This is a genomic window from Paraburkholderia sp. USG1, from assembly GCF_031570135.1.
GTDB classification, from domain to species: domain Bacteria; phylum Pseudomonadota; class Gammaproteobacteria; order Burkholderiales; family Burkholderiaceae; genus Paraburkholderia; species Paraburkholderia dioscoreae.
This window is the reverse complement of the sequence record NZ_JAMWXW010000013.1, coordinates 152,571-178,843: the sequence shown is the minus strand read 5'-3', so window position 1 is coordinate 178,843 and position 26,273 is coordinate 152,571. Positions and strand designations below refer to the sequence as shown.

Here is a 26,273-nt window from a genome sequence, read left to right as displayed (position 1 = left end):
GTCCTTCCGGCGCCCTGTCTGCGCAGCTGCCTGCCCTTACGGGGCAGACGGAATCTCTCTTCCCCAACCAGCGGGCCGCCATGCCCGCGAGGGTTGGCCCGCCTCACTTCGCGGAGGCATCATGATTTCCCTTTCAGGCACGCTCGACGTGCGGACCATCAAAGGCAGTAACGGCCCCTTCCAGGTCGGCGAACTCACGACGTCCGTCGGCGAATTCAAGGTCAAGGACAAGGTGCTTGAGCAGTTCGAGCCCGGCGCCTACACCGGCACGTTTCTCATCGACAAGATCTATCCGCACAGCTACATGTGGTTTGGCAAGGTCACGGTCGAAATCCGCGCCAGGCTCGCCGATGTGCAGCTCGACAACGACGAACCGTTCAGCGAAACCGGGCAGGCACCGTCTTCGAGCGAGCCGGATCCGGCCGATGAAGAACGCTCATCCGGTACAGCAACGCCAACCCTTGCCGGAGAAGCCGCACCCGTTGCACAGGCGGGTGCCGATTCTGACGAGCTGTATCTCCCCGACCTCTTCGGGACTGAACTCGCCGACGCCATCGTCGCCGGTGCACCAGTCAAGCTCGATCCCACAGTCGACCGTGGCGTATTCCGACAACAGCGCGACCAGCTTCGCGTATTCGGCTACGCCTTCCAGGCATCCAGCCAGACCTGGCTGAAGAGCTGAATTCTTCCACCTCTGGCGTGCCTGGCCTCCCGTCTCGGCACGTCCACTTTCCATGGAGGTCTCTATGGCCCTGATCTTTCCCCGCCTCGCCCGAAACTTTGTAAAAAACGGGTACTTCCCAACCGATGCCGTCACGCTCGGACGCATCATCCCCGCTCTCGCACTGGCCGAACCTGACCGTCCGGTGCGGCTACTCGATCCGTGCTGCGGCGAGGGCGCCGCGTTGCACGACGTGAAGGAAACGCTGGCCGATCTGGCCACATCACCCGACGCTGTCCGCACATGGGGCGTTGAGTACGATCGCGAACGTGCGTGGCATGCCAAGAGCGTGCTCGACACCGTGGCGCACACCGACGTCCACGACATGTTCATCACCGCCCGCAGCATGGGCCTGCTGTTCCTGAATCCGCCCTACGGCGATGTTGTATCGGACAAGGCACAGACCGGGGAACGCCAGCCGAACCGGCTCGAGAAGATTTTCTACCTGAAGACGGTTCCATGGCTCGCGTTCGGCGGCGTACTCGTTCTGATCGTGCCGTACTACGTGATGGATCGCGAATTCGCGACCATGATCGCCCGCAACTTCGCACACGTCGAGGCTTATCTCGCGCCCGATCAGACATTCAAACAGCTCGTGATGTTCGGCATCAAGCGCCGGGCGGATGGTGTGGACAGCGCACTGGCTGCGCGACTTGCCCGCATCAGCGAGGGCGAACTCCTGCCGGAGCTACCGGAAAACTGGTCAGGGCAGCCGTACCGCATCCCTTCGGTGTCAGGTGAGCACGCTTTCGTGTCCACCCGGATCGATGCACCGCAACTCAAACACGAACTGCAACATCTGCAGGACGCCACGCTCTGGCCGCAGTTCGCCACGATGTTCGCCGCAAAAGCGGTCACACCGCGGCGCCCGTTGCGTGATCTGTCTGACTGGCATCTTGCCCTCGCGCTCGCGGCCGGCCAGATCACTGGCGTGGTGACCGGGCTGGACGGTACCCGCCTGCTGATCCGCGGTGACACGATCAAGCAGAAAGAGCAGGAAGTCCAGATCGAGGAAACCGCCAAGGGCGACATCCGGACCACGATCCTCATGCGTGACCGGTTCGTTCCGACCATCGCGGGCATCGACTTCACGCCCGGCCCCAATCTCGGCCGGATTGTCACGATCCGATAGCACGGATTTTCACCTTCAACCTTGCGGGGGCTCGCCCCGCACGGGCAGGGTCCCGTCCTCAACAGGAGAACAGCATGACGCCCCTGCCTGACGATATTGAAACAGCTCCGGGCCTGTACATGGTTGGTTACACCCTCGATTACGCCCACCGCGTGGTGGTGGGTGTCCAGGCCACCAGCGCCGACGAGGCCTGCCGCCACGCACGCGCGGCGTTCGACGCCAGCACGTTCCGGGATGACACACCCGACATGCCGCTGCTCTACGACGACTACGAAGAACTCGATGGACAGATTCTGTGTTTCGATGCCACCGCCGTCGCCGCATGGCCTGTCGCACATGCTTCGGTACGCATGACCCGGGTGCATGCGGCGGCCGAGCGGCTGCTGGCACTCGCCCGACTGGTCGGCAGCCGTCTGCCTGCTGCATCAGCGATCGACGCGTGGCACCCCGAAGCCCTGGTGCCGACGACGCTCACAGCCAGAGAGGTGCGTGAGCTTCGCGCCCTGCTGGCGACGTTGGCGCATTGCTGATTCGCTAGCCCATTTCCTCCCATTGCGCGTCCCTTCTATGGGGCGCTTTCCCGGAACGTTCAGACGGACGCGCCAGGAAAGCGTTTTCCGCTGGTCTGCCGGCAGCAGACCCGTCGCCGTCCGTTACGCGGCACCTTCAGCGGCAAACCAGCAGCCTCCTTCCGGCGCCTTCGTCTGCGCGGCTGCGGCTTTCCCCAGAAAGCCTGGAATTTCCTTCAACCCGCCCGGGTCTGCCTCTGGTGGGTGCAGCGGGCGTTCATTCAGGAGCCCCACATGCTGTATCCCATCAAGGAACTGCAGGACATCTTCGTCGACGCCTGCGTACGTGCTCCCGACGGCGAGCTCGCCTTCGTTTCCGTCTTCGGCCGCGACGGTGCCGTTCAGCAACTGTATGCCTCGCTGCACCTTGGCATCCAGGAAGGCGGCATCCGTCAGATCACGCTGATCAACCCCGACACCACCCAGGTGATTGCCGCCGTTCCCATCGGCGATCCGAGACGGCTGGATAAATACAGCGGTCGTCTGCCGAAGGAAAACCTGTTCGGCAATCTGGTCCACACGTGGATCTATGACGAAGCACTCCTCACCCCGTCGAAGGCGACAGGTTCGGCATGGCTGCTCGTTGACCGGGACACCCAGGCCCACGACGACGCATCACTGGAGGAGCGGTCCTGGTCGCTGATCGAACAGCTCAGCCCGATACCACTGCTGCCGCACTGGCGTTCGTTCGTGCTCGGCATGCTAGGTGACCAGCTCGTGAGTCATCTCGACCAGACGCCGCATGCCTCCATCGGACGCATCCGCGCGTCCCGGATCACGCTGCCTGACTCGTTCGGTGAAGCCATCTCCCGTTTCGTTAACAGCGGCGCGCTCGCCCTGGACTGAACCTCCTTCACATTAACTCCGGTCGTCGCCTCCGTGCCGACCGGTCCTGTTTCATCATTTCCTCAACCCGCGGGGCACCGATCCCGAGGGGGAGAGGTGCGCCGCTCCTCCTGGAGATGCATCATGGAATATCTGCAACCCCCACCTGTCGATCAGGACGCGATACCGGACGATCCATCCGGTGGCGACGTGATCGCCCTGCCGGAATTCATCTCGAATTTCGGCAAAGGCCTGCTCGATGCCGTACGTCAGCAAAACCCCTCCATCTACAACGGACGGTGTGACGCGCGCTGGGACGCGCTGCTCGACGGGCTCTCGCGACAGCCGTTTCCCGCCCAGCGCGAGGTCATTCATGCCATCACGACGCTGCTCACCCAGCACGCGCCGGGCGGCGTCATCAACGGCGAAATGGGTACGGGCAAGACACTGATGGGTATCGGCGTTGCCGTCCTGCTCCATCACTGTGGCTATCCGCGCACACTGGTCATTGCACCACCGCATCTGGTCTACAAGTGGCGTCGGGAAATCAAGGCAACCGTCCCCGGCGCTCGGGTCTGGATCCTCAATGGCCCGGACACGTTGCGCAAGTTGCTCCAGCTCCGCGTCATGCGGATGAGGCCCGAAGTACCGGAGTTTTTTATTCTCGGCCGCGTGCGCATGCGCATGGGGTTCGACTGGAAACCTGCCTTGGCACGCCGCATCGCCACACTCGACATGGAGACCGATGCGATCACCCGTGTCTTTGCCTGCTGCCCGTCCTGTGGCGAATTCGTTGTCGACGAGGATGGCAAACCGCTGACACCTATGCTCGCCCGATCTGCACTCAACGAAAAGCGCCGCGCATGCAGTTGCGGTGAGCGGCTGTGGACCCTCGCTCCGAAAGGACAAGGCACGCGATCGATGCGCGAACTCGTGAAGGCTGCGCTGCTTCAGATGCCGACCGTGGGCGACAAGACAGCGGAGCGGCTGCTTACCCGTTTCGGCGAATCCATGCTCGCCGACATGCTTCAGGACAACCTCTATGAGTTCATCAACCTGATGGACGACCAGGGTGAGCTGATCTTTTCCGACCGGCAGGCGCGACGCATGGAACGCGCACTGGCTCATACGGAGATTTCTTTCGGACAAGGTGGCTATCAGGCATCCGAGTTCGTCAAACGCTATCTCCCCCAGGGATACTTCGGTCTGCTCATCGCGGACGAGGGCCATGAATACAAGAACGAGAACTCAGCCCAGGGACAGGCCATGGGCGTACTGGCCCGCAAGGCATCGAGAACGCTGCTGCTCACCGGCACGCTGATGGGCGGCTACGCGGACGACCTGTATCACCTGCTCTACCGCCTTAACCCGAACATGCTGATCGAGGACGGGTTCAACTACAACACCAACGGTTCGATGGCGGCCGCCACGATGGCATTCATGCGCGAGCATGGCGTGCTGATCGACATTCACAAGCAGGTCGATGAAGGTTCGCATCGCACTGCAAAGGGTGACCGGAAAAGCGTCTCGACGGTGAAAGGCCCAGGCTTCGGCCCCAAGGGCATCATGCGTTACGTCGTGCCCTATACAGCCTTCCTGAAGCTCTCTCAGATCGGCCAGAACGTTCTGCCGCCCTATGACGAAGCGTTGTTGCCCGTCGCGCTGACCGAGGAGATGGCAGCGGCATACCGGACACTCGAATCGACACTGACTTCAGAGCTACGCGCCGCACTGCGTTGTGGCGACAAGAGTCTGCTCGGTGTAGTGCTCAACGCGCTGCTCGCCTGGCCGGAATGCTGTTTCCGACCGGAAATCGTGCGTCATCCTCGCACGAAACGGATCCTTGCCAGCGTGCCCGCCCTGCTGCGCGACGACCAGCCCGGACCCAAGGAAGCCGAATTGCTACACCTCGTCCGCGGCGAACTGCTGAACCGCCGGCGCACGCTGGTTTATACAACTTATACCGGTACGCGCGACACGTCCATACGGCTTAAAAATCTTTTCGATGCGGTGGGAGTCAAGGCATCCGTGCTTCGCGCGAGCGTCGCCGCCGAAAAACGTGAGGACTGGGTTGCCGATCAGCTCGAGCGCGGTGCCGAAGTCATCATCACCAATCCCGAACTGGTCAAGACGGGACTCGACCTGCTCGAATTCCCGACCATCGCCTTTCTTCAGTCCGGCTACAACGTCTACACGCTTCAACAGGCAGCACGACGAAGCTGGCGCATTGGGCAAACGCTCGACGTTACGGTGCGATTCATCGGTTATGAGGGTACCGCGCAGATGCGATGCCTGAAACTCATGGCCCAGAAGATCGCTGTTTCGCAATCGACCTCCGGCGACATGCCAGAGTCCGGTCTCGACATCCTGAACCAGGGTGGAGAGAGCATCGAAGTCGCGCTCGCGCGACAACTGGTGAATCAGGAGTAGCCTGGCGTGACTGGTATCCCCCTTCACCACTGATCCACGTCGTAATCAATGCCATTGACCGCGAAGCTGACGCCCTGTCCCGATGTCAGGGCCGCAGCTTCGCACATTCCGCAAACTTCTGGAGGTATCAATCATGATCCAGTTTCTCGCTCCGGATTTACATCCGGTCATTGTTGAAGCCCGCGCGCACGCCTGCCGCATCATTCTCGTCAAGGACCAGGGTGTCTACATGATGTCGGAGAAAAGTGACGCCCCGGGAAACGGCCGCCCGCGAACCATCGCGTACGCCGTCGGATGCAATCCCGAGACGACACCTTTCGACGAGTGGTGGGACCGCGCGCGCGACGAATTCGGCGGCGACGACTTTGCCGAGTATTTCGGGCACGACGACGCCATATTCGATCGCGTCGTAGCCGACGGCTGCAATCTGGAAATCACGGCAGACGCCAGTCATCTGTACGTGGATGCCGTCAAGCCCGACGCGTAACGTAATCCGGCCACCCGAACCGTCGCATCATCCACAGTCCGCACAGCCCCTGTCTCGCAAGAGCAGGGGCTTTTCATTTGCAGATCGGGCATCAGGCATGTTCCACCGCCGACCGAGAACGACTAACATATCAACAGGCAGGTCAACTTACTTCAGCCCCTGCCTCAACTTAATCAAGTCCCATCGGGCGATCAGCAGCGCGCATCACGTACAGGGGTGTCCGTCATGTAACCGACACCCGCCCACTATTGCGTTGCTGGCCATCATGCATAAATCTCGGTCCCGACTGTTGTTCCAAACCATTGGAGCGATTCGCAACGGCTCACACCACCTGCTGGCGTTCAGTGCGGGCATCATCATCGCGCTCCTGGCCTGGTACCCAGGACACTTCCCCATCACTCTTCTCGCCCTTCCCGCCCTATGGTCCAGGCTGCCCAGCAGGGTCGCCGCATTCACGCTCTGGACAACCTACTATCTCGCAGGTGCCCGCGACATACCAGCGGTCTGTGAGCGGTTCTTCGTCGGCCATCAGGAACTCAGCGTTGGCATGGCCGTTACTCAGGGCACCGCTTTCTGGTTATTGCAGGCCGCGGTCCTCGCGCTTCCCTGGACGGTACTCAAACCAGAACGTACAGCATCCGGCTTCAGCCACGCATGTCGGGCGTCGTTGGCTACGCTGATCGTGACGGCTCCGCCGCTCGGCATCATTGGATGGCTGTCGCCGATTCACGTGGCAGGCACGCTGTATCCTGGCTGGCGAATCACTGGCATGGGTCTCGGGCTCGCAGCACTGTGCACCGCCTCCATACCGTCTCGCCGATCCGCAGGCTGGGTCACATGTATCGCCACCCTGGCCGGTCTTGCTCTTTACGCAAACGGCCAGGAACCCCCACAGTCGCCACCAGCCGGATGGCGTGCGGTCGACACCGCGCTTGGCCGCTTCGATCAGTCCAGCTACCCGTCACTCTACGCGCGGACCGTGCACGTTCAATCGATTGTCCAGCGCTCGTTCGCAGACGGAACAGACGTGGTGATCCTGCCGGAAGAGATCGCCGGTTTGTGGCGTCCCGCGATGAAATTGTGGTGGCGCGCCGACATTGAACGCATGCGCGCTGCCGGACAGACACTCGTGATCGGGATGGACCTGACGGTGAACGTCAGCCCATTCCGGTACACCGACAGTACGCTGATCACCGGCGCCGGACGTGGACGGCTCGACAGCCGGCAGCCGGTCCCCGTCGCCCTGTGGCGACCCGGAGCGACGATCAGTGCCATCAGGGGAGATATCAACCAGCCGTATCTGATGATCGCCGGCTACCGCGCCGCGATGTCACTATGCTTTGAGGACCTGCTGTGGTGGCCGCACTGGCGCACGCTGCTGGACAAACCAGACGTGATCGTCAGCCAGTCGAACGGATGGTTCGATTCCGATCTCGCACTCGCCAACATCCAGCGGCAAAGCATCGAAGCCGTGGCGCGCCTGGCGGGTGCACCGCTGCTGCGCGCCACAAACAGGTAACCGACTCGTTATTTCCCGGTACCGTTCACCGCATCCTTGAATGCCTTGCCCGCCGTAAACTTCACCGTATTCGCAGCAGCAATCTTGATCTCCTCGCCGGTTGACGGATTGCGGCCCGTACGAGCTGCCCGCTTGCCCTGGCTAAACGAGCCAAAACCAACCAGCTGCACCGTATCGCCCCTCGCGACAGCCTTGGTGATGGCACCAATCACGGCGTCAATGGCCTCGCCGCTAATTACCTTGCTCGCACCCGTCGCAGACGCGACGGCGTCAATCAGTTCCTGCTTGTTCATAAAATGCATCCTCTGTCGATTAATAAAGTTGACTGCTACATTCCCATAAATGGCTACCCGAACGGCAGCGGCCGCAGAGCGACCCACGTACCGTACCGCATACACGGTTCACCGCACAAGATCCGTCGACCGGCGCTGGCAATCCCAGGACTCCGGCCTGACAGGAACAGGGACCGTGACCGGCTGGACGCCGATAAAAGCTGTCGTAAAATCGCAGCGTTCACCCGCCCCTGCCCGCTGACCGCACGACCGTAGTCCCAATCTGCCCGCCGCCGTAAGCGTCGCAGCTCCCGCTATTCGCGCGAGTTGCTGCTGCCCCTGCCTCTCGCGGCGACGCGTACGCGCTCGCTCAAGTTTCACGCCTGTCTGACCACCGTCCGCAAGGGATTTGGCTCGACCGAACATCTGGTCGAACTGGCAAGCGTCATGTACGTCTCCTGGTTTCTGCAACGCGCCGGATACGGAGACCTTCCACTGGAAGAATTTCACGCTGCCGAACAGTACATGGAAATCGCCAACAGGCGAGGCGCACTGGAAAATCTCTGGTGCCTGGATGAAGACGGATACCCGTTCTTCGAACACATCCTGCAACTCCATGATCGCCAGCTCGACACGGCGCCGGCTTACGCCATCGTTCAAGCGGAAGGCGATTTGCGCGACTTCATCAACGGCACTGCGCCGTCGCCATTGCCGCCGCTAACATCGGCCCAGGCCGGTGGAGCGACGCGGACCCCGTTGGGTCACGACCCACCTGGCTGCACCGCGACTCCATCAACGTCCCGTAACGTGGCGCGGCACCCGTCGCGAAACGCCGAGCATCCCCAGAAATAACCGCGCGAACCCTTGATCCGTCGCATCGGAGCGCCACACGCCGGACATGTCACGGTCGCTCCTGCCATCGATACCACTTGCCCTCCGCCATTCTTGCTGCATTGTGCCTTGATGCGCGCCACCAGTTGCTTGATCCATTCGCCGAGTTCGGACTCGAACTGCAGTAGTTCAAGTTTTCCAGACTCGATCTGCATCAGGCGATCCTCCCATTCGGCTGTCAGCACCGGGTCCACCAGTTCGGGCGCGACCTGCTCCAGCAACGCGATCAATGCATCGCCCCGCGGCAATGGCACGATCTGCCTTTTCTGCTTCGCGTGATTGCCGATATAGTCCCGACGAAAGAGATTCTCGATGATGCCGGCACGCGTCGCGTCGGTACCGATGCCCGCCTTCTCCTTCGTGCGCATGATCTTCTTCAGGCGCTCATCATCGATCTCTCGATCAATCGACTCCATTGCCGCGAGCAGTGTGCCCTCCGTATAGCGCTTTGGCGGCTTCGTCTGCCTGCGCTCGACGTCACAGGACACGTTCAGTGCTGGCTGGCCAACGGTCACTGGAGGTAACGCCGGGACGTCGGTCGTCTCGTCACCCGCGCCATCCTGCCGGTCCGGCCTGGCAGCCGTATCGACCGTCTCACGCCACCCCTGAACGGTCGGTACATGACCCGTCACCCGGAAAAGCTCACCTTCGCACGTCATCCCGATGACTGTCCTCAGGTACTCGAAGTCTCCCAGAAACTGGGCGAGGTAGCGACGCCGGACCAGATCGTAAACAAGCCGCTCGGTCCTCGTGAACCCGGCGAGCCTGACTGCCCCGTTCACGGTCGGAATGATCGCGTGGTGCGCGGTGATCTTCGCATCGTTGAACACCCGCCCCGGTGACTGCAGTTGGCTCTTCGAGGCAAGTGCCCTCAGCGATGGATCGATCGCAGTGATCGCCGCGAGTACCTTCGGCACTTCGGCAAGCATCGACACCGGCAGATGTTCGCAGTCGGTGCGGGGATAGGTCGTTGCCTTGTGTGTCTCGTAGAGCGCCTGACAGGCGTCGAGCACCGCTGCCGCCTTCAGCCCGTACCGTGCCGACGCCTCGCGCTGCAGGCTGCCAAGACTGAACAGCAGTGGAGCAACTTCCCGCTCGGGTGTGGTCTCCACCGAATCGGCGCGTCCTGTTCGCCCCCGTACACGTGCCGCAACCACCTTCACCTTCCCATGATCCGTTGCGTGACCTGCGGCGTCGGCCAAGCCGGCCGGCGCGATCCACTGCATCGGCACTCCGGTTCCCGACAGATCGAAAACTGCCTTCAGGTCGTAATGGACCTTCGGTACAAAATCGTGGATCGCGCGCTCGCGCCGGACGATCAACGCGAGCACCGGCGTCTGCACCCGACCGAAATGCAGCGTGCCGTCCTTCCCGCCGGTGCCGAACGCCTTCGTCAGCGCCATTGTCAGGTTCATTCCGGCGAGCCAGTCCGCGTGCCCGCGCCCGAGCCCGGAGTGGTACAGGCGCAACGTCTTCGATCCCGGCAGCAACTGGGCGAGCGCCTTGCGCACCGACGCCGTATCCATTGCCGACAGCCACAGGCGTGACGCCGGGCCGCGATAATCCGCGAGCTGCATCATCTCCCGCGCGATGACCTCCCCCTCACGGTCTGCGTCGGTCGCAATGACCACCTCGTGCGCCTCCCGGATGAGCCGCACGACGACATCGAACTGGGCCTTCACGGAAGGTTTGACCGTGACCGCCCATCGTTCAGGCAGCACCGGCAGCAGATCGAGATTCCAGCTAGCCAGTTCCGGTACATATTGCTCGGGCTTCGCGTGCTCGACGAGATGTCCGACACACCACGTAACGGCGACATCGTTGCCCGTGAATGCGCCGATGACGCGTGAGCGTGCGCCAATATGTGGCGCCAGATCTTTCGCCTGTGAGGGCTTCTCGCAGATGTACAGCTTCATGCCGACCTCCATCGGGGATGGGGTCCGCTTCCCTGGTGACGCGCGTGGAGAAGATGTTCTGGAACCGCTCAGTCGCCGCACCGGCAGTCGAAGAGCGGCGCTGTGGACTCGTGGTCCAGGTCGGGTGGCTCCAGCCCGTCCAGTTCAAGTTGCCGGTCGAGGAAATCGGCTTCGCGCAGCAGATCGGCATAGCTGGCATATCCGGTGAGAAACCGCTGGCCGCTCACATGCTCCTGGTTGAGCCACCAGACCGCCCGTGTGCGGTCCGCCCGGATCGCGCTGACAAGTTTGCGCCGGCCCTTCAGGAAACACAGGTCGCAGTTGCCCAGGTCGCCAGCGGGATCGAGCGCAAGGTTAAAAGGCTGCCCCGCCCACCAGCGCAGCACGTCTGCTTTGGTGACACCCGCACGTGCGAGCGGCAGATACGGCAGTCCGGCACTGTTGTCACGGCCAGGTGCCAGCATGCGGGCCACCCGCTGCGGTTCATCCGCCCGGATGCCCATGACAGAATCCCAGTCCACATACCCGAGTGAGCGCATGAACGCCTCGCCCACGCGGACCTTGAGATTGGAGGTACACAGACAGTGGCGGACATTGGGCACATAACGCTTCTGCGCAATCAGGCGCGCGAACGGTTCGCCGTGGCGCGAAGCAGAATGGAAATCCACAAAACGCCACTCGGGTCGACGGAACCCGCCCGGTCCCTGCCCGCTCACCCATTCGAGCCAGTGCACCGGGACATGCCAGCGACGACTGCACTCCTCAACGAACACCAGGGTTTCCTCACGCTCCTGTCCTGTGTTCTCGAACGTGACATGGCAATCCGGTGGCAGACCGTCGTTCGCCTCGAGGATCTGGTGCAACATGTAGCCGCTCGTGCGGCCGCCCGAGAAACAGATCTGGGCCGGTCCCTGAACCCGGTACGCTGGATGAATCATTTCATCACCTGATAAGGAATACTGAATGTCATGTCGTCACGAATTCGCCCGAAGGGCGTTCAACGCCTCGTCCGCGGCCCGGATGAAGGTTGCGGCCGCCTCCGCGACGATCGCGTTGCCATAGGCGCGCAGTCGTCCCACGCGGGAGGCAGCGCCATGAGCCAGCGGGAATGTGCCGGGTTCAACTGGCCGGAAGCGGCCGTCGCGGCATCCGATCCAGTCAGCAGCGCGCCAGAAGCCGTTAGCCGGACCGGCAGCATCGAGAGCGCCAGCGCCCGGATCGCGACCAGCCCGGCCGAGTTGCCCGCGGCGTTGTGACCGTTCGCAGCGGGCGCGAGACTCGTGGGGGTCGGCCACCCGGCGAGGAGTGCCGCCGCGCACAGATCCTGCGGCCCGCCCTTTCTCGCAACCTCCGCGAGTGCGCCAGTGAGGGTTCGCGCATTTCTCGTGGCGAGGGCCGCCGTGGGCGTCGGCCACGCTGCGAGCACCGCGAAATCGTTCAGGTTCGCGCCGTGCTTCGTCACGCCGCACGCGCGCCGCGCCTGCCCGCCGCCCGTCATGTCGCTCGCCTGCGGAGTCGGCCACGATGCAAGCCTTGCGATCCACTGCAGATCGACCTGCCGCTTTTTCCCGTCGGGCGTGCGGCCGGTCGGCGACATCTGGCCGCCCCGCGGGCTGCGGCCTCCGTTGGGACACGTCGGTGTCGGCCAGTGCGCTGCGAGCTGCGCAACCATCTGCAGGTCCGTGAGAGAGATGCCCATGCGCGAGCCCCGCGCCACCGACCTGCGCTTGCGCTCGAGGAAGGCTTCGGGTGTGCCGTTTGCCTGTTGAGCCATCGGCGTGGGCCACGAACCACAAGCGCTGCCGGATGTGCGGCGCACCGACGCCCGCAGCGCACAGATCGACCGCCCCGACGGCGTAACGCGCTGCTTCCAGGTCAGCGTGAACAAGGTCGAGCCAGCCGAGGCCGTCGCGGCTTGCAACCTGCTCGCCAAGCACGATGTCAGGGCGGCACTGCGCGATGAGGCGGAACCACTCAGGCCAGAGATGCCGCTCGTCGGCAAATCCAAGCCCGCGGCCGGCCGCGCTGAACGGCTGGCATGGACAACTGCCGGTCCAGACCGGGCGGCAGTCCGGCCAGCTGGCGAGACGCAGCGCATACGACCACGTGCCGATGCCCGCGAAGAAGTGGCACTGGTCATAGCGGACAAGCTCCTGTGGCGTGACATCGCGTATATCCCTTTCGTCAACGTCGCCGGGCGCGATCAGGCCCGCGGCGATCAGGTTGCGCAGCCACTGGGCAGCGTACGGATCGTGCTCGTTGTACCAGGCAGTCATGGCGTGCCACCGCCGGAACCCTCCCGTGCGAGGCGTTCGCGCTGCAGCGAGGCGTAGGCGGGATTCAGCTCACAACCCACGAAACGACGCCCGAGACCTGCGGCTACGGCTGCCGTCGTCCCGCTGCCCATGAACGGATCGAACACGACGTCGCCAGGCCTGCTGCCAGCGAGTACACAACGCCGTGCGATCTCAGGCGGCATCACGGCAAAGTGCGCGCCACGGTAGCCACCGGGCGCCACAAACCAGACGTCGCGCATCATCACGGGCTGCGCCGCCGCACCGGGATCAGCGTCCCATCGTTCGTTGAACCCGGCGTGCCGGCGTGAGTGCCCCCGTTGCTTGGCGGTGGCGATTTCCCTGCGGCCGTCCCGGGTTGTCCAGTGGTGCCCACCGCGACTTCCGGCGGCAGCCCGCATCGGACGCGCTGCACGCGTGCCACCGTTGGCACGATGGCTACCGGCCTGCGCCTGCACATCCTGGGCGAGGCGCACGAGCGTCGACTCACGTGGCGGTGTCGCGATCGCATCGAAGTCGCTGTAGTACCGCGCACGTCTCGACAGCAGGAACACGTACTCGTAGGACGAGGTGGGCCGGTCAAGCTGGCTGCCGGGCATCCCGTTCGGCTTGGCCCAGACAATGGCCGAGCGCAGGTACCAGCCATCGTCGCGAAGTGCGAAGGCCAGCATCCACGGGATCCCGATCAGGTCCTTCGCTTTCAGGCCAGGCGGAACCGCACTGGACCGGCCAGCGATGCCCTGCGCCGGTCCGTGCTTGCGGCCTCCGAGGGTGCTGTGCGCCTGCCAGGAACGGCTGGCCGCATAGCTGTCGCCGATGGATAACCAGACCGTGCCGTCCTCGACCAGCAGACTGCGGACATGCCGGAACACGTCGACCATCCGGTCCACGTATTCGCGCGGTGTGCGCTCAAGTCCGAGTTCGTGCTGCCGGTCGGGAGCGTCCTCCGGCAGATACGAGCGCAAGCCGTAGTAGGGCGGGCTGGTCACCACGGTCTGCGCCTGCACCCCGTCGGCTGCCATGCGTGCCATCAGCAACCGGCAGTCCCCAAAGTGGCAGGCGTCGATCCAGCGTTTCGCGGTCATGGGAACACCTCATCAGTGAGGCCGCATGCCACCCACCGCCAGGCCCGCGCGCACAGCGCTCCGTCAGGACACCGGATCTCGATCTGCAGCAGACGTCCTAGCGAGCCGCCAGCGCGCCAGACGTGGATATGCCAACCGTGAAACCGAGCGGAATACGCGCGACTCCGGGACGCGGTCGCGCCCTCGGCCACCAGTGCCCGCAACATCCCGAGTTCCGCCGCGTCCGGCCATGCCGGACACACCACGTACGTGAGTTCCACGTCTTCCTCCGCAAGGGTAGCCGCGCACAGTACATATCGACCCACCGTGCGCGTGGAATGAAGACGTGGACTACCGTGCGGCGGTCCCGGTGGCACGGCGCGACCGCCGGCCGGCAGCCTGTCCCTGGGCGCCGGTACCGTCGCCCCCGCCGCCCTGGGGCGGTTCGTCTCCAGCCTGTGCGGCGGACTCCCGTGATCCAGCATCGATACCGGCCGCTGGATCGTCCGCTGCCCCCTCCGATGCCGGATCAGCGCCTTCACGTGGCTGGCGCGCTCGATACACGACCTGATCGATACGCACGAGATTGAGCGAAATGGACTCAGCGTCGATGTGGGCGCCCGCGTCCGCCTCGTTATCGCGGTTGATCCACGGACTGACATAGAGGTCGCCACGCACGACGACGCTGGCGCCTGTACGGATGTGTTGCAGGACGCGCTCGGTAAGGCGCTCGTTCCAGATCGTCACGTCGACCGGGAAGGTCCGTTCGTCACGCTGCTCGATCGAACCGTCGTCGAGCCGGCGGTAGCTCGCGGACATGACGCGCAACTCGACGATGCGCCGCGCACCGCCGGAGGTGTTGACCTGTTTCATCGTCGGCGACGCCAGTACGTTGCCGACCAGTTCTGCGTAGATACCCATTGCGGACTCCATTCGTCATCAAGGTAAGCCCCTTGTGAGTCGAACGCGCTGTCCATTGCCTGCTGTTGCAGGAGGCTGATCTGCGCCAGCCTGATGATTAAGCTTCGATACCTGTGCCGGAGCACGGTATGGGCGTCAGGTATCGGGACGCTTGACCTTGACCGTGCCGTGATCGAGATACATCGCAATCTGGCTTGCTGCATACCGGAACACCGATTCGAGCGCATTGAGTTCTTTCGCGCGCGCATGGCATTGCCGCAGATAATCGTGCAGGGGTGCCGGAAGGCGGCTGAAACAGGCCTGCACCCGGGAAAAGGTCACAGCATGCGGTTCGCCGCGCAAGAACCAGTCGAGCCGACGACGCACGGCCCCGCTCGGCAGCGTAATACGCACGCACCTGAGCGTGGCGTCGAGCCCCGTGGCAGTCGTCTCGCGCGCGAGCCCTTCCATTCCGTCGACAGTCTCAGCATGCCAGCCCTCGTACGAACGCAACAGCACACGAAACGCATTGCGCCCGGTCACCTGGGAAACCGCGAGCACAGCCAGCGGTTCCCCCTTACCCTTAAAGGCCTTTGAACGGCGATCCAGAGGTGAAGCCCGATCCGTCATTGCCGCAGTCCTCGCATCATTGCACCAGCGCGTTTGCCGCAGCATTCGCAAGCGCATCGTCACCGGACAGGGACACACTGTCGAGCAGACGCAGTTCGGCATCCGACAGGCGGCTCACGCGCCGGCGACTGTGGCGTGGTTCGCGTGCGCCCGTGAAGACATCGCGGGGAATCACACCGAGCAGTGCTCGCGCCGCCTCAACGCGCTGGCTCGCGGCAGCGTCCGCATTGGGCAGGAAATCGGCGCGCGACAGCGGCAGGAGTTCGGGCTGACTCAGCACGCGCTGGCAGTGCACCGCGAAATGGAACACGGACAGGCACCGGTGTCTGGCTGAGCCGATCCGGCGAGCGCCTTCGCCCGACGTCATCAGATCCCGAAGAACGGCCGAGCGCACCAGCCGCACCAGCCAGTCGATCTCGACCAGCATCATCACGATCATGTAGCCGTAGGGTGAACCAAATCCGAGCGAAACCTGGGCAGGCTCGCGCGATTGCAGCACAGAGAAATCAAGCCCCTTCTCGCGTGCTGCATCCAGCAGTTGCCGCGCATGCTGCTGCTCCAGCTCGTTCGCGCCCCGGATACCGGTAATCCTGTCGGCGATCTCGACGAGCTTCCAGTCGGCGTAGGGATTGTCGTTGCCGGAGAGCGACCAGAGCGCACGCAGTGCTGCCGCCACGCGCCGCCCGCCGGCCATCGCATGGCCCTGTTCACCCGGTGCGACGGACCGCCCCAGAAAGAGACGCATCGCATCACGCGTATGCAGACGCATCCGGTCACCGCCTTCGCTCGTGAGCTGGCCGATACGGGCGATCTCCTGTGCCTCATGTGGCCGTACCAACGGATCGCTGCCCAGACGCAGAGCGTGCTCCTGCTGTCGCTGATCCAGCGCCTCTTCACGCTCAAGGAGTAGCTGGTACCGCCCGAACAGTGGATCAGCAGGATCGGGATCGCCTGCCGCGATCAGATGCGCAAGCACGGCGCGTTCCGCCTCCAGATCGTAGCCGTCGACAAACGGTGACGCAGAAGAGCGGGCAAAGGCATCAACGGACGGGTCGACGTTCACTGACGGCGTATCCATGGACCAACCTCCTCACGACAGAAAACAGGGGACATGCTCCCGACCCAGTTCGTGTTACCCGGGGTAACGCCCCCAGTAGCAAACGGGCGCCCAACGTCCGACCGCTGTTACCCGGGGTAACAGCCTTTGCAGTCAGCTGGGTGTGGGAACGGCAACCGGGGGTGTTACCCCGGGTAACACAAACGCGGGGAACGCCGTGGAATCGGCACCACGACGCGGCCTCACGCATGGCAATCTCCACGCGGGGCGAACTGGTCCTGCCGCAACCGGGTGCGAATGGCCGCGAGATGCAGTCGTGCGGTCTCGGGCGTAGAGGCGCGCGCCGTTCCGGGCCGGCCATCATCGCCGCCAGGAGCCACCACCCTTTCGACAATCAGCTGCCGCTCCCTCGCTGCCCGTTCGAGATGAGCACGCACCGGCACAAACTCACCCGCGAGGCTGCGGCGCACCAGACCGGCGATATAGGCCACTGGCGAGAGCACGGGACGATGCCGGTGGCAGGCGGCCATTTCGTCGAGCAGGACCTGGCGATCCGGAAGGGGCACGCGCCCGAGGAGCACCGCAACCAGCGCGCGCTCCTCTGCGTGCAGCATCGCGGGCCACACCAGTCCGGCGGCATGATCGGGATCAGGGAAAATTCGCCCCGAACCGCCCACAACGGCCGGCATGTATCGCGCCGCCAGCGCCAGCCCTGTGGTTGTCGTAGTCGAATATGTAATCCTCGTATACACGCGCGCAATGGGCTCGTACGTTTCCCGCCATTGGTAATGCATCAAAGTCACCGACGGTGACGCACAGGCAGGCATCGGCTTCAGTTGGGGACTTCGGGTTGGCGGGTTTCGCAACGGTCCGGCGTACGGCATATGGATGGCGTCACTGGTAGCCCGACTCACGGCTGGCTCACTGCCCGGAATAACAGGAGAAGCCCTCCCTGCGCCCGGTTCCAGAACATCTGCAGAGGCTCCCCGAGCAATCAGACTCTTGCGGGTCGCCAACCGGTCAAGCACGTCCGCGCGGGAGACCAGGCGCTCAAGTTGCTGCCGCAGCTCCGCGGCGTTGACCTGGGTGAACACGCGTCTGCCGGTACGGTGTCGCGTCATTTCCCGGATGAGCCCCTGGCGAACCAGCCGTGCCCGGGCATTTTCCAGTTGCACCCGGTTCAGGCCGAGCGTACGTTGCCACTCCGTCGAGGTCTGCGTGAACCATGTGCACTGCCGGTCTGCTTCGCGGCGCTGGAGCTGGAGCATGCGCGAGAGGAGTAACGCCGCGTTCAGGTTGCCCACCAGATCCACAAACACGCGCCGGAATGCGACCGTCGGACCGAGCAACTCCCGCATCGCGTACTCGTCCGAGCGAATGGCATCGATTGACCATGGCAGCGGACCGACGAACTGACAACTGCCCCGCACAGCAGACGACATCGCGCCAACATCCAGCCGGTAGTGCAGACAGGCCGGACGACCACCGCGCCACTCCGTCACAAGATTCATGCGACGCAACCGGCGCCGCGCATTCTCCTGCTCCTCGCGCGACAGCCCGGTTTCAGCGAACCAGTGTTCGCGCGTCTTGTGGATCCAGCCGCCATTGACTCCAACATCACGCCCCCGCCGGGTCCAGTAGACGAGCTGCGAGAGCAGCATGGCGTCTTTGGGATGACCCGTGATGCGGGCGAGGCGTGTACCGAAGGCGATCGGCCGGTAGGGTTTGAGGGCCAGCCAGAGGTCCTCGAAATCCTCAATGTAGGGCAGTGATCCCTCGATCATGGCCGCGCCCCTTCCGGCCGCTGCGGCGGCCATGCGATATGCGCCGTGCGCTCGGCCGCTTTCTGCCGCAGCAATGTCATGACCGCCAGCCAGCACACCCGGAATTCGTCCACCCGGGCCTGCCCCGTGCGGCGATGTCCGATGAGTCCCCTGGAACATAGCACCCGGCACGCCGCCCGTTGCTGCCGCTCCGACAGGGCAAGTCGCCGCGCGAGTTCGGCCTGTGCGACCGGCAGCCATTGATGACGACTGCCGGTCTCTGCCTCGATCGTCGAGAGTTCGGTGAGTACGGCGGCGGCCGCAAGGTCGCCGCAGATCTCGATGAAACAGCGGTCAATCGTCACCGGCATATCCAGCATCGACAGCATCAGGTCGGTTTCGGCCGGCGGAAGACCGGGAGGATCGTCCCAGCTCTTGCCCGGCAGCAGGTTACCCTGCGGGTCGAGGCGCATGTCGTACATGATGAAGCTCCTTCGTGTCTGGAGAGAGGACCTGGCGTGACTGTGCATCGTCAGGAATGGTTGCACCGTTCACCACGGCAAAAAGTGAAGCGAGAGACCAGGCACCCCCGCATTCGGCATGCAATGCCAGATAGCGCTCGCGCGGCTCAGTGACACCCGGAAGGTTGTGCCAGCACTCAAGCAGGGCGTCAGCTTCGCGAATCGTTGGAATGCGTGGCTTCGTCGGGGGCGAAATGCCTTCCTCGCGCCGCAGTCGCGCGATGGTCGTGCGCGTTGCTGTCCGGAAAAAATGCCGGATCATCGGAACGCTCGCTTGCGCTCTCACGAACGCAAGCAGCAGATGTTCATCGCGCCACTGCCGCCCGATCAGCTTGCAGCGTCGCTCGAGCGCGTCCACATCGATGAACACGCGTAGTGCGCCTGAGGCCAGCAGGATGTCAGTCAGGGTGGCGGCACGGTCGTCGTTCAATACCTGCCGGATGGCATCTGGAATAACGGTTTCCGTCGCTTCGCAATCGACCGGTTTTGTTTCACATGAAACTTTGCAATCCAAAGTGATATAAGGTTGTCTATTGTCGTTACTGCGTGACAAGGTCATGAGTTCGAGCAGCACGAACCGCCCGACTGCGTCACCAGGCACGGGAAGCAGAACAGGTTTCATGCCCCCTCCCCACGCACCAGCCGCTCGTCGGCATCCAGCTCGGGCCACCGCGGCGAGCTAAAGCGCTCGGGATGCGCGGCACGAAACGCCCGCGCAATCTGGATAAGCTGAGCCCACCACAGACCGATCGGCCTGTCGGGATTGAGCATGACGGCGAACATCACGTCCATGCGATCTGCCAGCAGCGGTTCGCCCACGTGGGTGTCGCACATCCGCGCCCAACGGTCCTCGTCGCGTGCCATCTGCGCATACCGGCTCTGCTTTGGAACCTGCTCCAGACCATACGCGGTGTTCTGCCGTGAGAGGCTGACCAGCCACCACCAACCGAGATACCGGTTGAGTTCGGCGGCGTCCCGCCGTGCCAGACTGTCGAGCGCCTGCGGCAGCACGTCCGACGAGGGCGGCTCCACCATGAACCCATAGGGCAAACCGGGCGCATCTTCCACACACCCCTCCAGACCACAGGTTTGTGCAAAAGAGCGCACCGCGCTCCGAAAAGCATCGGCGGTCCCGGCAAGCCGACTGTCCGACGTTGCCCCCGAGGGTCCGTCACGAAGGGCAGGCTCCCGGGTATCCTCCTGTCCGACCTGACCGACATCGGGAATACGCGTTGTGTCAGCCTCACTCGCGGTCGTTGTCCCTGACTGACGGTAGGGGGCAACGTGACTGCGTGGCGCAGCGGAATGCTCAAACTGACCGTGCGAAGCAGGATTATCGGCTTCCGCTCGCGAGATACTGGCAGTCCCGATGAAATCGCTGCCACTCCGCCTGAGTTCCTCGGCACTCATGTCGGGGGCTTTCTCCTGAAGACGCATCATCCGGTCCAGCCCTTCCGGCGAAACGCTGAGTACACTCGCACAGCGTGTCCGGAAAGCCCGGGCGAGCGCCCCCGCGTCCAGCGAAGCAGAACGCTCGCCCCTGGCTGATACTGACGTGAAGCCTGCCGAGATGTGCACCAGTTCAGGATCAATCACCTGTTGTTGCAGCCATGCATCATCGAGATCCAGCCGGCGTATGAGCCGCATCAACGCCCCGATCGCAGGCTGGATCACATCAACCACCGCCCGCCGGCTGAGGTATTCCGTCGCGGGTCCCAGCGCCGACAGCCGGTCGACCGCGAACTGGAACAACGCCAGTAGCACATGACTGACCGGCGTACCTTCTTCCTCGAGAATCCGGGAGAATTCTCGCAGCGACAGTGGGCTAGCCCGTTCCCTTTCGAGGTCCGCCTTGAGAGAAAGATAGCCATTCGCCTTGTCCCAGAAACACAGGTCCGCACGCTGGTCGTTCTCGCGCAGGTGCGCAGCGAGCAGCTTCGCCTCGCCGGGATAGGGCACATACACAAAATCGTAGAACAGAAACCGGTCATTGCGCGTCTCTTCGTAAAGCGCGGTGGCCGCCGTGACTCGCGAGTTACCGCCCTTGGCGACGACGTAGTGATTGCCCTCCGGCCGCCGGGTCACGGTGACAATCTGCTCTATGCCATTCGCGCGGATCGATTCTTTCAGTTCGGTGATGCGTTCATGCGAGGCGCGCCGCGGATTGCGGTCATACGGTCTCACGTCGGTAATACGAAGACGAATCACCGACGACAGTTGAGGCTCTGCCTCATGCAGCCCGGGTGATGGCACATCCAGTCGTCGCGCGACTGTCTCCGCCCTGGTTGCCTCCCGGCGCGCCTTGTCGTGATGTTGGTTGATCCGGTCCGGTGAAGCACTCATGCGATGCACTCCTCCGGCACGCCAGGTCCAGGCAAGCCAGCCAGCTTCACCCCCGACGCCCCGACATACACATTCGCGAGAGAGGGGAACAGTTCCCAGGCAAGCCGGTGCATGATGTTCCATGCGGAGTTTTCGAAACGACGACGCCGGTCGAAGTCATGCACCGGAACGCGAGCGGTAGCGGCCGCTGCATAGGCAGCGGCCGAGGGCACCACCGTATCCAGCACACTAACCTTCGGATGTGCGCTAAATCTCTGTCGCAAGACGGAGGCCAGCGCCCTCGCATTGCTCGTCCGCTCGTGGGCATTGATCAGCACGAGCAGATCGCCAGATCGGAACGGCGCCCCGAAGTCGGCCAGACGGTTCAGCTCGTCCAGCATCGCAACAGTGCCCGTTGCGAATTCACCTGCACTCAGTGCATCCGGCTTGACCGGGGAAATCATGAAATCGGCCGCCATTGCAGCGGACTTCTGCAACTCCCCCACCGCACCCTGCGTATCAATCAGCACTATGTCATACGCTTCGAGCACTGGACTTCGCATGGCCCGGCGCAGGATCATCAGCCGGTCCTCGCGCTGGTTAAGCCATGACTGGAGACCCGCGCCGGGTGTGTCCGAATAGATCAGGTCAAAGTTGGAAAAAATGGTCCGGCTGATGCAATCCGGCGTCGGGTTGCCCCCGGACGTCACCACTGCGCTAAGACCCTGTGGTGAACGGTAATGGACGGGAAAGAACTTGCTTAGACTCGGCTGGACATCGGCGTCGATCGCCAGAACCTTCATGCCGAAGGCTGCGAGCAGGCCGCCCAGGTTGGCGGCAACGGTCGTCTTACCGACGCCGCCTTTGGTGGAGACGAAGGAGATAACAACTGGCACGGCGAGAGTTCCAATACAAGGTCATGTCAGGAATTGCAAAACCTGATGGGAGAAGTGTTGTTACGTTACAAGGATTGACGACAAGACTCGCCTTCCGGTCCATCCGGACCTTCACCATCGTGCGGCAGAGTCAACTGTGCAGCGATCCACTTCTCGTACTCGTCGGCAGGAAAAAGGCGTCGCCGGCCGACACGGATCGAAGGTGGCATGGGCTGCCCCAATGTCAACCGGTTGCGTGCCGTAGCGGCTGCGATATGCAGCTCGCGCGCAATTTCCTCCAGCGTATAGAACCGCATGTCCACGCTCCACTGAGAGAATCCCGTCCAGCAGCGTCTGCCACCGCTCAAGCACATCTATCCTTGTTCATTACTCAACGATGCCTATAATCAAGGCACAAAATCACTTTAGGAATGTGAGGCGTACATGTCAAGCGTGGAGACTGCCACGGATTATCACGAACGCGTTGCACAGGTTCGCGCACACCTTGAACTCTCACAGGAAAAGATGGCACAACGTATCAAATGTTCCCTGCGCGCATATGCGAACTACGAGCGGGGCGAGCGCGTGATTCCCGTCGAGCTGGTACGTGCCCTGTACGAGCAGTGTTCAATCGACCCGATATGGTTACTTACCGGCGAAGGGACCATGATTGTTGACCGGGATGTCCGTTACCGGCTGGACCAGCGCGTGCTCGACAGTGCGGTGGCCGCTGCCGAACGGATAGAGCAGCACCTCGGGCAGCCACTCAAAACCCGGCGCAAGGCAAGGCTGATCGGCCTCCTTTATGAGCAATCCCAGCTTATCAGCCAGACAGAAAACGATCTGCCTGATGATTCACGATTGCATAGACTGTTGAAGTGACTGCTGTCCGATTAATCAGCACGCGGGAAAATTAAACAGCAGCAGAAAACTACCCTGGAGGAGATTAATCTTCAGACATGCAAACGTATCGCAAACATCTCCGTCTCCTCCCTTGCGGAGGAAAACCGGTTGTGGAGAAACAGCATGGGTCGTCTGGAAGAAGTGCGCGAGGAACTCGAACGGCTCGTGAAAGAAATCGAGGATGATGCCCAGGCGTCCCGCAAGCCGGCATCGCTCGACGACGGGATGACCCCACCTATACATATCTGTCTGCAGCTTTTTGTGCCGCTGGATTCGCCACATAATCTGCATGTCGAATTGACGATCAACCGGAAAAACGATGCGGATGACACCTAGATCGATCTTGTGCTCAGGACGACGATAGTCTCCTCAGTGCCGCACCACGCAAGCTTTCCAGCCGTGTGACAGCCTCGTCGGCCCGGAGCACGGGAACGAACAGATGATCGTGGTGATACGCCGCAATGGCGTTACATGGAATCTTCGCATCGGCCAGGGTAGCGGCAATCGTTTCCATGAAGCCGACGGCATCCAGGCTCGAATAGACATCGAGCGTGACCAGCGGGATTCGAATGAATGCGGCAACGCCAGTCGCTCCGCGGTCTGTTTTTGCACGACCGCTGTCAACCCTTCTCGCTCACGGAACGTGAAGAACACCCCGTTATGCCCCAGTCCGGCCGGAAAACGAAAATCCTGAAAACAGCAATAGACATAGATCTCCCCATGCATCAACGGCCGCATTGCAGCGCAAATTCTCGTCAAGTCACGCTCGCCATTCATCCAATCCTCCCGTGAGCTTCCTTTCAGGTTACTCATAAAAAAGTCGCGTGCCCCCGCACTCAGGAAAATTAAACGGCATGCAAAATTTTTGATCACCGGATCAAAAAGCACACGATTTCCTAAGATGAATTTTCCGGCCCGGACGTCATAGAACGGTAGTGCAAACATAGGCCACGTACCCCGGGGTATTTTGCCAACGCCACGAGGCACGCTATGAGTATTCTTTCGGTCAAGGCGGATCAGCAAACCATACGCATGGCACTGCGAGCACGCGGGGCGGACCATGCCTGCGTCACCTCACCCGACGTGTGCCATGTATTGCGTGATATTGCGCTCGACTGGCTGAGCATCGTGGCTGCCGTGTTCGCGTTGTACCGGTTCGGGTGGTGGCTGTGGCCGATCGTTATCTTCTGGGTTGGCAACCGGCAACGAGCCCTGGGCAATCTGCTGCACGATGCTGGTCATCGCACCCTGGCCCGAAGTCATCGGGTCAACGATGTGATCGGTCGCCTGTTCCTTGGCCCACCGCTATTCGCCAGTCTCGCGATCTACCGTGACCTGCATGCGCGGCATCACGCCTGGCTCGGAGACCCTCTCGCCGATCCAGATTACACCCCGAGTGTTCCGGGTGATCGCTCGTGGACCGAGGCCTACCTCGAGGTGCTGCTGTCCCGTCGTACTTTGTTAGGATCCCTTTTCGGACATCTTCACATATCCGGAATAAGCAGCCTCCAGAGGCTTGGCATTGTCGCCTGGTGGATTTCTGTCATGGGAGCCGCCTCGATCTGGATCAGCCTTCATGCTGTCCTCGCGTTTATTTTCGTGTGGCTGAGCGCTCGGGCCACGACGTTTCATGCCATTACAACATTCCGCGAGATGTGCGATCACGTGGGACTAAGACCTGATGGCATCTTCAGCTTCACGCGAGAGATGACTGCACCGGGAATCTGGCAGAACATCATCCACCCCCACAACAACGGATATCACCTGACACACCATCTGATGCCCTCGATTCCGTATCATCGCCTGCCAGAAGCGCACCATATACTGAAGGAGCTCCCCATCTTTGCAACCCGGGCGCGGGTCTGTAACGCTTACTTCCGCGGTCAAGGCGCCGTAGTACGAGCATGGGCAAGACGTGCGTCCAGAGGTCATCATGATGCATCGCAAGCTTGATGCCCTCCAGGTCGGCGCATTGCTGGTGTCCGCCAGTTATGGCATCGCCTTCCTGTTCGGTTCGGGTGAAATGGCAATCCATTGGGGCATGGCAGGCAGCCTTTACCCTGTGGTGACCGCGCTGGGCATAGTCCTGCTCTCGGCATTCAGCCGACGGCTATGGATCTCGGACAAGCTCATCTGGGACGTGATGGGTATTGCATACGGCGACGTGGTCAAAAAAGGGGTTGCCCTGCTTTCCCTGACCTGGATGGCGGGCGTACTGGCTGCACAGATCCACGGCGGCATCGCGATCCTGATGATTACCGGTGTCCCCCGGTCGTATGCATCCATCGTGATGGTGGTGGCATTGCTGTTCTGCTCATCAATTGACATAGGCGTTGCTGCAGCTTTTTTTGCCTGCTGTCTGCTCGCAAGCAATGTTGTTCTATTCCACATCGTTGTACAGGCGGGAGGATTATCCCTGTATCTCCATGCCGCCCCGGAGTTTATCCGGGACGCAGGCAGCCTACCGCGCGCCGACTTGCTGACCACCATGGTCGCCGTTGGCTTCCTGGTCGTCACCGGTGCAGACTACCAGCAGTTCATCATTGCCGCACGACGACCCGCAGATGCACTGGCCGGCTGCATCATCGCGGCCTCGTTTCTTCTCCTGACAGGATTTCTTCCTGCGGCAGCCGTGATTGCGGCAAACCAGTCTGACAAGCTCCGTGGTCTAACCGACGCAACTGAAGCTATTCCCCTGCTGCTGTTACAGGAAACTCATGGGCTTGGCCGCGGTGCAGGATTGATCGCGCTGGGCGTTCTCCTTGCCGCAGCGCTTGGTGCGGGCACTGCGATTACCCGGGCGATGACAGGGGCACTTGCGACTACCCTGCCCGCAACCACGCGACATCGACTGGCATGGCGGTTTCTGATTGTCGCTTTAGCTGGGGCACTCGCCATTGACGGGCAAACAATCATTTCAACGATTGTCTCGCTCAATATCGTGTATGTCTCCGCAGTCGGGCTACCGTTTGTTCTGTATCTGGCAGGTTGGCCTGTCAACGCACGATACGCAGCCTGGATGCTGGCATCAGGGGCCACGTTTTCGCTCGGCGCGTCCGTCATGAACTGGGCAGGTATTGGCGGCACCCCGTCCTGGTCTGCCCTGCCCGTTGGACTGGTTGCGTCAGGCGCCACAAATCTCTGGCAGGCTTTCGCACACACACGCGGCGAAACCGGTTAGT

27 protein-coding genes and 2 pseudogenes are annotated in these 26,273 nt (G+C 62.4%); 12 read left to right on the top strand and 17 right to left on the bottom strand.

The genetic code is table 11. The features are described from left to right. Positions 1-121: 121 nt before the first annotated feature. The 7 genes from NE850_RS19095 to NE850_RS19065 all read left to right on the top strand — a co-directional run bounded on the left by NE850_RS19095 (position 122) and on the right by NE850_RS19065 (position 7,683). Complete coding sequence (locus tag NE850_RS19095) at positions 122-682, top strand: DUF3275 family protein (RefSeq protein ID WP_310699229.1); 561 nt, start codon at positions 122-124, stop codon at positions 680-682. A 64-nt stretch (positions 683-746) separates the two neighbouring features. Continuing rightward, positions 747-1,853, top strand: a complete 1,107-nt coding sequence (locus NE850_RS19090) for a DUF6094 domain-containing protein (RefSeq protein WP_310699228.1) — start codon at positions 747-749, stop codon at positions 1,851-1,853. A 74-nt stretch (positions 1,854-1,927) separates the two neighbouring features. Next, complete coding sequence (locus NE850_RS19085; protein WP_310699227.1) at positions 1,928-2,383, top strand: hypothetical protein; 456 nt, start codon at positions 1,928-1,930, stop codon at positions 2,381-2,383. A gap of 273 nt (positions 2,384-2,656) precedes the next feature. After that, positions 2,657-3,268: a hypothetical protein gene (locus NE850_RS19080; protein WP_310699226.1), complete on the top strand. Its 612-nt coding sequence runs from the start codon at positions 2,657-2,659 to the stop codon at positions 3,266-3,268. Between the two features lie 123 nt (positions 3,269-3,391). After that, positions 3,392-5,677 (top strand): DEAD/DEAH box helicase, encoded by a 2,286-nt coding sequence (locus NE850_RS19075; protein WP_310699225.1) that lies wholly within the window; start codon positions 3,392-3,394, stop codon positions 5,675-5,677. A 133-nt stretch (positions 5,678-5,810) separates the two neighbouring features. Next, positions 5,811-6,164, top strand: coding sequence for a DUF3085 domain-containing protein (locus tag NE850_RS19070; protein ID WP_310699224.1), 354 nt, complete (start codon positions 5,811-5,813; stop codon positions 6,162-6,164). A gap of 289 nt (positions 6,165-6,453) precedes the next feature. Beyond that, positions 6,454-7,683, top strand: a complete 1,230-nt coding sequence (locus NE850_RS19065) for a conjugal transfer protein TraB (protein ID WP_310699223.1) — start codon at positions 6,454-6,456, stop codon at positions 7,681-7,683. Positions 7,684-7,691: 8 nt separating this feature from the next. Here NE850_RS19065 and NE850_RS19060 read toward each other — a convergent pair whose 3' ends face one another. Further along, complete coding sequence (locus NE850_RS19060) at positions 7,692-7,976, bottom strand: HU family DNA-binding protein (protein ID WP_310699222.1); 285 nt, start codon at positions 7,974-7,976, stop codon at positions 7,692-7,694. A gap of 306 nt (positions 7,977-8,282) precedes the next feature. Between NE850_RS19060 and NE850_RS19055 the strand changes: the two genes are divergently transcribed. After that, positions 8,283-8,807 (top strand): hypothetical protein, encoded by a 525-nt coding sequence (locus NE850_RS19055; protein WP_310699221.1) that lies wholly within the window; start codon positions 8,283-8,285, stop codon positions 8,805-8,807. Here the strand turns inward: NE850_RS19055 and NE850_RS19050 are convergent. From NE850_RS19050 to NE850_RS18985, 14 genes and pseudogenes are all read right to left on the bottom strand, one after another. Beyond that, on the bottom strand, positions 8,717-10,762 hold the full coding sequence (locus NE850_RS19050) for a DNA topoisomerase 3 (RefSeq protein WP_310699220.1): 2,046 nt from the start codon (positions 10,760-10,762) through the stop codon (positions 8,717-8,719). The genes NE850_RS19055 and NE850_RS19050 overlap by 91 nt on opposite strands. Before the next feature lie 68 nt (positions 10,763-10,830). Continuing rightward, a complete protein-coding gene (locus NE850_RS19045) occupies positions 10,831-11,628 on the bottom strand; it encodes a Nin-like protein (RefSeq protein ID WP_310699219.1) in 798 nt (265 codons plus the stop codon). 131 nt (positions 11,629-11,759) lie between these two features. Next, complete coding sequence (locus tag NE850_RS19040; protein ID WP_310699276.1) at positions 11,760-12,536, bottom strand: hypothetical protein; 777 nt, start codon at positions 12,534-12,536, stop codon at positions 11,760-11,762. Positions 12,537-12,588: 52 nt separating this feature from the next. Beyond that, a pseudogene (locus NE850_RS19035) lies at positions 12,589-13,038 on the bottom strand (DNA cytosine methyltransferase); the annotation flags it as partial. Beyond that, positions 13,035-14,141: a site-specific DNA-methyltransferase gene (locus NE850_RS19030; RefSeq protein WP_310699218.1), complete on the bottom strand. Its 1,107-nt coding sequence runs from the start codon at positions 14,139-14,141 to the stop codon at positions 13,035-13,037. The gene NE850_RS19030 and the pseudogene NE850_RS19035, both read right to left, overlap by 4 nt. A 330-nt stretch (positions 14,142-14,471) precedes the next feature. After that, the gene (locus NE850_RS19025) at positions 14,472-15,041 is read right to left on the bottom strand and encodes a single-stranded DNA-binding protein (RefSeq protein WP_310699217.1); all 570 of its coding nucleotides are present in this window, start codon (positions 15,039-15,041) and stop codon (positions 14,472-14,474) included. 135 nt (positions 15,042-15,176) lie between these two features. Beyond that, positions 15,177-15,650 (bottom strand): hypothetical protein, encoded by a 474-nt coding sequence (locus tag NE850_RS19020; RefSeq protein ID WP_310699216.1) that lies wholly within the window; start codon positions 15,648-15,650, stop codon positions 15,177-15,179. A 16-nt stretch (positions 15,651-15,666) separates the two neighbouring features. Then, positions 15,667-16,728 (bottom strand): PFL_4669 family integrating conjugative element protein, encoded by a 1,062-nt coding sequence (locus NE850_RS19015; protein ID WP_405044861.1) that lies wholly within the window; start codon positions 16,726-16,728, stop codon positions 15,667-15,669. Between the two features lie 221 nt (positions 16,729-16,949). Next, positions 16,950-18,491: a hypothetical protein gene (locus NE850_RS19010; protein WP_310699214.1), complete on the bottom strand. Its 1,542-nt coding sequence runs from the start codon at positions 18,489-18,491 to the stop codon at positions 16,950-16,952. Next, positions 18,488-18,952 (bottom strand): hypothetical protein, encoded by a 465-nt coding sequence (locus NE850_RS19005; RefSeq protein WP_310699213.1) that lies wholly within the window; start codon positions 18,950-18,952, stop codon positions 18,488-18,490. Before NE850_RS19005 ends, NE850_RS19010 begins: the two co-directional genes overlap by 4 nt. Beyond that, on the bottom strand, positions 18,921-19,613 hold the full coding sequence (locus tag NE850_RS19000) for a hypothetical protein (RefSeq protein ID WP_310699212.1): 693 nt from the start codon (positions 19,611-19,613) through the stop codon (positions 18,921-18,923). Before NE850_RS19000 ends, NE850_RS19005 begins: the two co-directional genes overlap by 32 nt. After that, a complete protein-coding gene (locus NE850_RS18995) occupies positions 19,610-21,334 on the bottom strand; it encodes a ParB N-terminal domain-containing protein (RefSeq protein ID WP_310699211.1) in 1,725 nt (574 codons plus the stop codon). The genes NE850_RS19000 and NE850_RS18995 overlap by 4 nt, the downstream gene beginning before the upstream one ends. Beyond that, entirely contained in the window at positions 21,331-22,209 is an 879-nt protein-coding gene (locus NE850_RS18990) for a ParA family protein (protein WP_310699210.1), read from the bottom strand. Before NE850_RS18990 ends, NE850_RS18995 begins: the two co-directional genes overlap by 4 nt. A gap of 65 nt (positions 22,210-22,274) precedes the next feature. Next, the gene (locus NE850_RS18985) at positions 22,275-22,505 is read right to left on the bottom strand and encodes a DNA-binding protein (RefSeq protein ID WP_310699209.1); all 231 of its coding nucleotides are present in this window, start codon (positions 22,503-22,505) and stop codon (positions 22,275-22,277) included. Between the two features lie 208 nt (positions 22,506-22,713). On the opposite strand from NE850_RS18985, the gene NE850_RS18980 reads away from it, so the two are divergent. Both NE850_RS18980 and NE850_RS18975 read left to right on the top strand, forming a co-directional pair. Further along, positions 22,714-23,070: an XRE family transcriptional regulator gene (locus NE850_RS18980; protein ID WP_310699208.1), complete on the top strand. Its 357-nt coding sequence runs from the start codon at positions 22,714-22,716 to the stop codon at positions 23,068-23,070. Positions 23,071-23,214: 144 nt separating this feature from the next. After that, a complete protein-coding gene (locus NE850_RS18975; RefSeq protein WP_310699207.1) occupies positions 23,215-23,427 on the top strand; it encodes a hypothetical protein in 213 nt (70 codons plus the stop codon). A 13-nt stretch (positions 23,428-23,440) separates the two neighbouring features. Here the strand turns inward: NE850_RS18975 and NE850_RS18970 are convergent, their stop codons facing one another. Next, a complete protein-coding gene (locus NE850_RS18970) occupies positions 23,441-23,605 on the bottom strand; it encodes an ACT domain-containing protein (RefSeq protein ID WP_310699206.1) in 165 nt (54 codons plus the stop codon). Between the two features lie 104 nt (positions 23,606-23,709). Continuing rightward, positions 23,710-23,817, bottom strand: a pseudogene (locus tag NE850_RS18965) (ribonuclease H); the annotation flags it as partial. Positions 23,818-24,081: 264 nt separating this feature from the next. Between NE850_RS18965 and NE850_RS18960 the strand changes: the two are divergent. Both NE850_RS18960 and NE850_RS18955 read left to right on the top strand, forming a co-directional pair. Beyond that, positions 24,082-25,044 (top strand): fatty acid desaturase, encoded by a 963-nt coding sequence (locus NE850_RS18960; protein ID WP_310699205.1) that lies wholly within the window; start codon positions 24,082-24,084, stop codon positions 25,042-25,044. Next, positions 25,025-26,272, top strand: a complete 1,248-nt coding sequence (locus NE850_RS18955; RefSeq protein WP_310699204.1) for a sodium:solute symporter — start codon at positions 25,025-25,027, stop codon at positions 26,270-26,272. The genes NE850_RS18960 and NE850_RS18955 overlap by 20 nt, the downstream gene beginning before the upstream one ends. Position 26,273: the final 1 nt, after the last annotated feature.